This window comes from Brevundimonas sp., from assembly GCF_051860745.1.
Lineage (GTDB): Bacteria > Pseudomonadota > Alphaproteobacteria > Caulobacterales > Caulobacteraceae > Brevundimonas.
Map to the genome: position 1 here is coordinate 136,010 of NZ_JBHYDN010000008.1, position 9,680 is coordinate 145,689.

3 protein-coding genes are annotated in these 9,680 nt (G+C 65.3%); all 3 read left to right on the plus strand.

Annotation, left to right across the window (positions count from 1 at the left end; all coding sequences use genetic code 11):
• Positions 1-355: 355 nt before the first annotated feature.
• The 3 genes from rpoB to ACTIEW_RS10765 all read left to right on the plus strand — a co-directional run bounded on the left by rpoB (position 356) and on the right by ACTIEW_RS10765 (position 9,633).
• On the plus strand, positions 356-4,474 hold the full coding sequence (rpoB, locus tag ACTIEW_RS10755; protein WP_439477894.1) for a DNA-directed RNA polymerase subunit beta: 4,119 nt from the start codon (positions 356-358) through the stop codon (positions 4,472-4,474).
• A gap of 136 nt (positions 4,475-4,610) precedes the next feature.
• On the plus strand, positions 4,611-8,807 hold the full coding sequence (rpoC, locus tag ACTIEW_RS10760) for a DNA-directed RNA polymerase subunit beta' (RefSeq protein WP_439477895.1): 4,197 nt from the start codon (positions 4,611-4,613) through the stop codon (positions 8,805-8,807).
• Between the two features lie 145 nt (positions 8,808-8,952).
• The gene (locus tag ACTIEW_RS10765; protein WP_439477896.1) at positions 8,953-9,633 is read left to right on the plus strand and encodes a hypothetical protein; all 681 of its coding nucleotides are present in this window, start codon (positions 8,953-8,955) and stop codon (positions 9,631-9,633) included.
• Positions 9,634-9,680 lie beyond the last annotated feature (47 nt).

Sequence of the window (9,680 nt, forward strand, 5' to 3'; positions counted from 1 at the left end):
TCAACATCCGGTTTTTCCGCGAACCGCGAACAATCTGAAGGTACCTCCCCCGACCGGTAGAAGGTCAATCCCGAAAACTGCCGAACGGGCCTTTATTTCGTCGGAAAAGCGAGTATATGACCCGGTTCCGCTAACTCCGTATGAGATACGCGCGAAAGCGCCGAGGCCCGGTTTGTCGCCCTCCGACCGGTGCGAAGGCGCGCTCCTCCCCAAGGGAGCCATACATTTCAGGCGTCCTGGAGCCGAAAGGCCCGAGGGTGGACGCCGAAACCGATGGTCACGGGTCGCCCGAGAGGCGGAGCCGTGGCTGCTGCATTGAACGCGGCCTGCCCGGCCTGCGCATTGGGAAGACAGAATGGCCAAGTCCAAAGCCGAAGTCGCCGTCGCCAACGGCCAGTTCGCACACGCCACGACCTTCACCGGCAAGAAGCGTATCCGCCACTCGTTCGGCCGCATCCCGGAAGCGGTGCAGATGCCGAACCTGATCGAGGTGCAGCGCGCCTCTTATGAGCAGTTCCTGCAGCGTGAAGTGCGCAGCGGTCCGCGCAAGGATCAGGGCATCGAGGCGGTGTTCAAATCGGTGTTCCCGATCAAGGACTTCAACGAACGCGCCATCCTGGAATACGTCTCCTACGAGTTCGAGGACCCGAAGTACGACGTCGAGGAATGCATCCAGCGCGACATGACCTATGCCGCGCCGCTGAAGGTCAAGCTGCGCCTGATCGTGTTCGAGGCGGATGAAGAGACCGGCGCGCGCTCGGTCAAGGACATCAAGGAGCAGGACGTCTACATGGGCGACATCCCGCTCATGACCGACAAGGGCACCTTCGTCGTCAACGGCACCGAGCGGGTCATCGTCTCGCAGATGCACCGTTCGCCGGGCGTCTTTTTCGACCACGACAAGGGCAAGACGCACAGCTCGGGCAAGCTGCTGTTCGCCGCCCGCGTGATCCCGTACCGCGGCTCGTGGCTCGACTTCGAGTTCGACGCCAAGGACATCGTCTACGTCCGTATCGACCGCCGCCGGAAGCTGCCGGCCTCGACCTTCCTGATGGGTCTGGGCATGGACGGCGAGGAGATCCTCAAGACCTTCTACGAGACCGTGCCCTACGAGAAGCGCGGTGAAGGCTGGGTCACCCCGTACAAGGCCGAGCGCTGGAAGGGCGTGAAGCCCGAGTTCGATCTGGTCGACGCGGACACCGGTGAGGTGATCGCCGCCGCCGGGACCAAGATCAGCGCCCGTCAGGCCAAGAAGCTGGGCGACACAACGACCTCGCTGTCGCTGGCCGCCGACGCCCTGCTGACCAAATACCTGGCCGCCGACGCCGTGAACTACGAGACCGGCGAAATCTACGCCGAGGCCGGCGACGAGCTGGACGCCCCGACCATCGAGCTGCTGGAAGGCTTCGGCTTCACCACCATCGACGTGCTGGACATCGACCACGTCACGGTCGGCGCCTACATGCGCAACACCCTGCGCATCGACAAGAACACCGGCCGCGAGGACGCGCTGTTCGACGTCTACCGCGTGATGCGCCCGGGCGAGCCGCCGACCCCGGAAGCCGCCGAAGCCATGTTCAACTCGCTGTTCTTCGACAGCGAGCGCTACGACCTGTCGGCCGTTGGCCGCGTGAAGATGAACATGCGTCTGGAAACACCGGACGTGTCGGATGAAATCCGCGTGCTGCGCAAGGACGACGTCCTGCGCGTGCTGCAGATCCTCGTCGGGCTGAAGGACGGCCAGGGCGAGATCGACGACATCGACAACCTGGGCAACCGCCGGGTCCGTTCGGTCGGCGAGCTGCTGGAGAACCAGTACCGCGTCGGCCTGCTGCGGATGGAGCGCGCCATCAAGGAGCGCATGTCCTCGGTCGATATCGACACGGTGATGCCGCACGACCTGATCAACGCCAAGCCGGCCGCCGCGGCCGTGCGCGAATTCTTCGGCTCGTCGCAGCTGTCGCAGTTCATGGACCAGACCAACCCGCTGTCGGAAATCACCCACAAGCGTCGCCTTTCGGCGCTTGGCCCGGGCGGTCTGACGCGTGAGCGCGCCGGCTTTGAAGTCCGCGACGTGCACCCGACCCACTATGGCCGCATCTGCCCGATCGAAACGCCGGAAGGCCCGAACATCGGCCTGATCAACTCGCTGGCCACCCACGCGCGGGTGAACAAGTACGGCTTCATCGAGAGCCCCTACCGTCGCGTGAAGGACGGCCGGGCCACGGACGAGGTGGTCTACATCTCGGCCATGGAAGAGGCGAAATACACGATCGCCCAGGCCAACATCGAGCTCAAGGACGGCATGATCGTCGAGGAGCTGGTTCCGGGCCGGATCAACGGCGACTCGCAACTGCTGATCCGCGCCGACGTGGACATGATGGACGTGTCGCCGAAACAGGTCGTTTCGGTCGCCGCCGCCCTGATCCCCTTCCTCGAAAACGATGACGCTAACCGGGCCCTGATGGGCGCGAACATGCAGCGTCAGGCCGTGCCGCTGGTGCAGTCGGACGCGCCGCTGGTCGGCACCGGCATGGAGGCGGTCGTGGCCGTGGACTCCGGCGCCGTCGTGGTCGCCAAGCGTGACGGCGTCGTCGAACAGATCGACGGCACCCGCATCGTCGTGCGCGCCACCAACGAAGCCGACGCCGGCCGTTCGGGCGTCGACATCTACCGCCTGTCGAAATTCCAGCGTTCCAACCAGTCGACCTGCATCAACCAGCGCCCGATCGTGCGCGTGGGCGATGAGGTGAAGGTCGGCGACGTGATCGCCGACGGCCCGTCGACGGACCTCGGCGAACTGGCCCTGGGCCGCAACGCCCTCGTCGCCTTCATGCCGTGGAACGGCTACAACTTTGAGGACTCCATCCTCATCTCCGAGCGTATCGTACGCGATGACGTCTTCACCTCGATCCACATCGAGGAGTTCGAGGTCATGGCCCGCGACACCAAACTGGGGCCGGAAGAAATCACCCGCGACATCCCGAACGTCGGCGAGGAAGCCCTGCGCAACCTCGACGAAGCCGGCATCGTGGCGATCGGCGCCGAGGTCCAGCCGGGCGACATCCTGTGCGGCAAGGTCACGCCGAAGGGCGAGAGCCCGATGACGCCGGAAGAGAAGCTGCTGCGCGCCATCTTCGGCGAGAAGGCTTCGGACGTCCGCGACACCAGCCTGCGCCTGCCGCCCGGCGTCGCCGGCACCATCGTCGACGTGCGCGTCTTCAACCGCCACGGCGTCGACAAGGACGAGCGGGCCATCGCCATCGAGCGTTCGGAAATCGAACGGCTGGGCAAGGACCGCGACGATGAACTCAAGATCCTCGAGCGCAACGTCTATGGCCGCCTGAAGCCGTTGATCCTCGGCAAGAACGCCACCTCGGGTCCGAAGGGCCTGGGCCGCGGCGCAGTGACCGAAGACAAGCTGGGCGAGCTGTCGCGCGGCCTGTGGTGGCAGATCGCCCTCGACGACGAGAAGGCGATGGGCGAGCTCGAGGCCATGAAGAAGCAGTTCGAGGACGCCCGCAAGGCGCTCGACCGCCGCTTCGAGGACAAGGTCGAGAAGCTGCAGCGCGGCGACGAACTGCCCCCCGGCGTGATGAAGATGGTCAAGGTCTTCGTGGCCGTGAAGCGCAAGCTTCAGCCCGGCGACAAGATGGCCGGCCGTCACGGCAACAAGGGCGTCATCTCCAAGATCCTGCCGATCGAGGACATGCCGCACCTGGCAGACGGCACCTCGGTGGACGTCGTTCTGAACCCGCTGGGCGTGCCCTCGCGCATGAACATCGGCCAGATCTTCGAAACCCACCTCGGCTGGGCCGCCGCCGGTCTCGGCAAGCAGATCCAGGGTCTTCTGGAAGCCTGGCAGCAGGGCGGACAGAAGAAGGCCCTGGTCGATCACCTGGTCAGCATCTACGGCCCGGACACCCCGCTTCCCGACTCGGAAGAGGACCTGATCGAGCTGGCCCGCAACTTGTCCAAGGGCGTTCCGTTCGCCACCCCGGTGTTCGACGGCGCGCACATCAACGACATCGAGGAACTGCTGGAGAAGGCGGGTCTCGACCGCACCGGCCAGTCGATCGTCTATGACGGCCAGACCGGCGAGCAGTTCAAGCGTCCGGTCACGGTCGGCTACATCTACATGCTGAAGCTGCACCACCTGGTCGACGACAAGATCCACGCCCGTTCCATCGGTCCGTACTCGCTCGTCACCCAGCAGCCGCTGGGCGGCAAGGCGCAGTTCGGCGGACAGCGCTTCGGCGAGATGGAGGTGTGGGCTCTGGAAGCCTACGGCGCGGCCTACACCCTGCAGGAAATGCTGACGGTGAAGTCCGACGACGTGGCCGGCCGGACCAAGGTCTACGAGGCCATCGTCCGCGGCGACGACAGCTTCGAGGCGGGCATTCCCGAGAGCTTCAACGTGCTCGTCAAGGAAATGCGCTCGCTGGGCCTGAACGTGGAGCTGGAGAACAGCTGAGGCGCGCGCAGCGCGCCTCAGGGTGGCTGGTGATTGGTGATTGGTGGCTGGAAAGCCCCCGCGCCCTCACCAACCACCAATCACCAGCCACCACCCACTAATTTTTCGCGGCCCCCCGCCGCAGAAGGAAAACAAGATGAACCAGGAAGTCCTGAACATCTTCAACGCGGTCCCGGTCACTCCGACCTTCGACCAGATCAAGATCGCCCTCGCCAGCCCGGAGAAGATCCGGTCGTGGTCGTTCGGCGAGATCAAGAAGCCCGAGACCATCAACTACCGCACGTTCAAGCCCGAGCGTGACGGCCTGTTCTGCGCCCGTATCTTTGGCCCGACCAAGGACTACGAATGCCTGTGCGGCAAGTACAAGCGCATGAAATACAAGGGCATCATCTGCGAGAAATGCGGCGTCGAGGTCACCCTGGCCCGCGTTCGGCGCGAGCGGATGGGCCATATCGAACTGGCGTCCCCGGTCGCCCACATCTGGTTCCTGAAGTCGCTGCCGTCGCGCATCTCGCTGATGCTGGACATGGCGCTGAAGGACGTCGAACGGGTTCTGTATTTCGAAAACTACATCGTCACCGAGCCGGGCCTGACCCCGCTGAAGCAGAACCAGCTGCTGACGGAAGACGAGTTCTATCGCTATCAGGACGAGTTCGGCGATGACGGCTTCACCGCCGAGATCGGCGCCGAGGCCGTGCGCAACCTGCTGATCGGCATCGACCTGCACGCCGAGGCTGAAAAGCACCGCGGCGAACTGGCCGACAGCCCCTCGGAAATGAAGGCCAAGAAGGCCTCCAAGCGCCTGAAGCTGATCGAGGCCTTCCTCGAAAGCGGCAACAAGCCCGAGTGGATGATCCTGACGGTCGTGCCGGTCATCCCGCCGGAACTGCGCCCGCTGGTGCCGCTGGACGGCGGCCGTTTCGCCACGTCCGACCTGAACGATCTGTATCGCCGGGTCATCAACCGCAACAACCGCCTGAAGCGCCTGATCGAGCTGCGCGCCCCCGACATCATCATCCGCAACGAAAAGCGAATGCTGCAGGAATCGGTCGACGCCCTGTTCGACAACGGCCGTCGCGGTCGGGTCATCACCGGCGCCAACAAGCGTCCGCTGAAGTCGCTGGCCGACATGCTGAAGGGCAAGCAGGGCCGCTTCCGCCAGAACCTTCTGGGCAAGCGCGTCGACTATTCGGGCCGTTCCGTTATCACCGTGGGTCCCGAGCTGAAGCTGCACGAGTGCGGCCTGCCCAAGAAGATGGCGCTCGAGCTGTTCAAGCCGTTCATCTATGCGCGCCTTGACGCCAAGGGCCTGTCGGGCACCGTCAAACAGTCCAAGCGCATGGTCGAGCGCGAGCAGCCGCAGGTGTGGGATATCCTCGACGAGGTCATCCGTGAGCACCCGGTGCTGCTGAACCGCGCGCCGACGCTGCACCGTCTGGGCATCCAGGCGTTCGAACCCAAGCTGATCGAGGGCAAGGCCATCCGCCTGCACCCGCTGGTCTGCACCGCCTTCAACGCCGACTTTGACGGCGACCAGATGGCCGTCCACGTCCCGCTGAGCCTCGAGGCCCAGCTGGAAGCGCGCGTCCTGATGATGTCGACGAACAACATTCTGTCGCCCGCCAACGGCAAGCCGATCATCGTGCCGTCGCAGGACATCGTCCTGGGCCTGTACTACCTGTCGCTGATCAAGGAAGGCGAGAAGGGCGAGGGCAAGCTGTTCGCCAACATGGGCGAGATCGACGCTGCGCTCGACGCTGCTGTCGTGTCCCTGCACACCAAGATCAAGGCGCGCTGGACCGAGATGAACGCCGCCGGCGAAGTCATCACCAGGGTCATCGACACCACGCCGGGCCGGATGAAGCTGGGCGCCCTGCTGCCGATGAACGCCAACATCGGCTACCGGCTGCTCGAGAAGAACCTGACCAAGAAGGAGATCGGCAACCTGATCGATCAGGTCTATCGCCACTGCGGTCAGAAGGCGACGGTCATCTTCGCCGACCAGATGATGCAGCTGGGCTTCCGCGAAGCCGCCAAGGCCGGCATCTCCTTCGGCAAGGACGACATCGTCATCCCGGCCGCCAAGGCCACCCTGGTCGCCGCCACCCGGACCCAGGTCGAGGAGTACGAGCAACAGTACGCCGACGGCCTGATCACCAAGGGCGAGAAGTACAACAAGGTTGTCGACGCCTGGGCCAAGGCCACGGACAAGATCGCCGATGCGATGATGGGCGAGATCGCCCAGCCGCGCGTGCTGGCCAAGGGTCAGGCGCCGGATATCAACTCGGTGTTCATGATGGCCAACTCGGGCGCCCGCGGTTCGCAGGCGCAGATGAAGCAGCTGGGCGGCATGCGAGGCCTGATGGCCAAGCCGTCGGGCGAAATCATCGAGACGCCGATTATCTCGAACTTCAAGGAAGGCCTGACCGTCCTTGAGTATTTCAACTCCACCCACGGCGCCCGCAAGGGTCTGGCCGACACCGCGCTGAAGACCGCCAACTCCGGCTATCTGACGCGTCGTCTGGTCGACGTGGCGCAGGACTCCATCGTCACCGAGGACGATTGCGGCTCGACGCGGGGCATCACCCTGCGCGCCGTGGTCGAAGGCGGCGACGTGCTGGTCTCGCTGGGTCAGCGGGTTCTGGGCCGTTACGCGGCCGAGGACATCAAGGAGCCGGGCGGCGAGACTGTCCTGTTCAAGGCCGACACCTATCTGCAAGAGGAAGAAGTCGAGGTCATCGACAACGCCGGCGTCCAGTCGGTCAAGGTCCGCTCGGCCCTGACCTGCGAAGCCGAAGCCGGGATCTGCGCCTATTGCTACGGGCGTGACCTGGCGCGCGGCACCAACGTCAACATCGGCGAAGCGGTCGGCGTCATCGCCGCCCAGTCGATCGGCGAACCCGGCACCCAGCTGACGATGCGGACCTTCCACATCGGCGGTACGGCCCAGGTGGCGGAAACCTCGTTCTACGAGGCGACCAACCCCGGCATCGCCCGGATCACCGGCCCCACCGTCAAGGCGGCGCACGGCGATCTGGTGGCCATGAGCCGCAACGTCGTCGTCACCATCGTGGTCGACGGCAAGGACCGCGAGAGCCACAAGATCCCGTACGGCGCCCGTCTGCGGGTGGTCGAGGGATCGGACGTCAAGCGCAGCCAGCGCCTGGCGGAGTGGGACCCCTACACCTCTCCGATCCTGACCGAAGTCGGCGGCGCGATCCGGTTCGAGGACCTGGTCGAGGGCCTGTCGGTCCGCGAGGAAACCGACGAAGCGACGGGCATCGCCCAGCGCGTCGTCAGCGACTGGCGCGCCAGCCCGCGTGGGGCTGACCTGCGTCCGGCCATGGGCGTCACCTCGGGCGACGCCTATGCCAAGCTGGCCTCGGGTTCAGACGCCCGTTACCTGCTGCCGGTGGGCGCGGTTCTGTCCGTGAACAACGGCGATGTGGTCAAGCCGGGCGAGATCATCGCCCGCGTCCCGACCGAGGGCGCCAAGACGCGCGACATCACCGGCGGTCTGCCGCGGGTGGCCGAGCTGTTCGAAGCCCGTCGTCCCAAGGACTGCGCGGTCATCGCCGAGATGGACGGCCGCGTCGAATTCGGACGCGACTACAAGAACAAGCGCCGCATCAAGATCACCCCCGAGCCGAATGCCGATGGCGAACAGGGTGATGCGGTCGAGTTCCTGATTCCCAAGGGCAAGCACATCTCCGTCCACGACGGCGATCTGATCAACAAGGGCGACTACATCATCGACGGCAACCCGGATCCGCACGACCTGTTGCGCATCCAGGGCGTCGAGGCCCTCGCCGAGTATCTCGTGAACGAAGTGCAGGAGGTCTATCGCCTGCAGGGCGTGCCGATCAACGACAAGCACATCGAGGTGATCGTTCGCCAGATGCTGCAGAAGGTCGAGATCCTCGACTCGGGCGAAACCACCCTGATCCGCGGCGACACGGTCGAGGTGGCGGAAGCCGTGCTCGAGAACCAGAAGGTCGAGAAGCGTGGCGGCCGTCAGGCCACCACCCAGCCGGTCCTGCTGGGCATCACCAAGGCGTCGCTGCAGACCCGCAGCTTCATCTCGGCGGCGTCCTTCCAGGAGACCACCCGCGTCCTCACCGACGCCTCGGTCAACGGCAAGGTCGATACGCTGGAAGGCCTGAAGGAGAATGTCATCGTCGGCCGCCTGATCCCGGCGGGCACGGGCGCCTATCTCCGCGCCCTGCAGAAGATCGCCAACGAGCGTGACGCCGAACTGACCTCGACCCGCGAGGCGGCCATCGAGCCGCTTCCCGCCGACCTGGCGCTGGAGCTGGAGAACAGCGAAGGCTGATCTTCGGTCCCGGACTGAAATGAAGAGGGCGGCTCCGGGAACGGGGCCGCCCTTTTTCGTTTCTCGCGGCTGGTCGCCCGGGCGGATTGGGCCGCGCCGGCCTTTCAGGCTAGGCTGGCCGTCGGGAAGTACGACCGGGGGCTGAATGGACGGGAAGCGTACGCTCTGGATCCTTGTGGCGCTGCTTGTCGTCGCGGCTGGCCTGTACCTGTCGGCGAGCCTGTTCTTTCCCCGGTTGCTGTTCTTTCCCTACCGGGCGATGGCCGGTGAAACCCCCATATATTCGTCTACGCCCATTCCGCCGGAGATTGATGACGTCGTCGCCCGTGCCGACGCCCGGGTCCGCGAGAGCGCGATATTCGCCCCCGGCGTGCTGAGACGCCCGATTCTCCTGACGGCCGGCGGCGCCCGATGGCGGATCCTTTCGCTGGGCGCCGGCACAAGCTTCGGCCTGACCCGATCTCTCGGCGGGAGTATCGTGATCAACCGATCCAGCGTCGCGGGCGACAGGGTCTGGAACGGCTCGACCGTCGCGGGAAGCCGGGCGCTGACCGGCGTCATCGCCCACGAGAGAACCCACCTGCTGATCCGCGGCCGCTTCGGCCCGCTTGCCGACGGTCAATATCCGGTCTGGGTCCGTGAGGGCTATTGCGACTATGTCGCCGGCGGCGGCACGCTCTCTGACGCAGAGGCCGCCCGGTTGCGGACCGCGGGCAGCCGGTCACTCGCCCTCTTCTACTACGACAGCCGCAGGCGGGTGGAGCAGACTCTTCGGGACAACGGCGGGTCTGTCGACGCGCTGTTTGCTTCGGCCCGACCAGGCTAGAGCGGGACTCGTTCACACGGAACCGTATCCGGAGTTGACGAGGTAGT

Bases quoted from the DNA above. Each gene is read 5' to 3' on its own strand.
- rpoB (WP_439477894.1), top strand. From the start codon at position 356: ATGGCCAAGTCCAAAGCCGAAGTCGCCGTCGCCAACGGCCAGTTCGCA.
- rpoC (WP_439477895.1), top strand. From the start codon at position 4,611: ATGAACCAGGAAGTCCTGAACATCTTCAACGCGGTCCCGGTCACTCCG.
- ACTIEW_RS10765 (WP_439477896.1), top strand. From the start codon at position 8,953: ATGGACGGGAAGCGTACGCTCTGGATCCTTGTGGCGCTGCTTGTCGTC.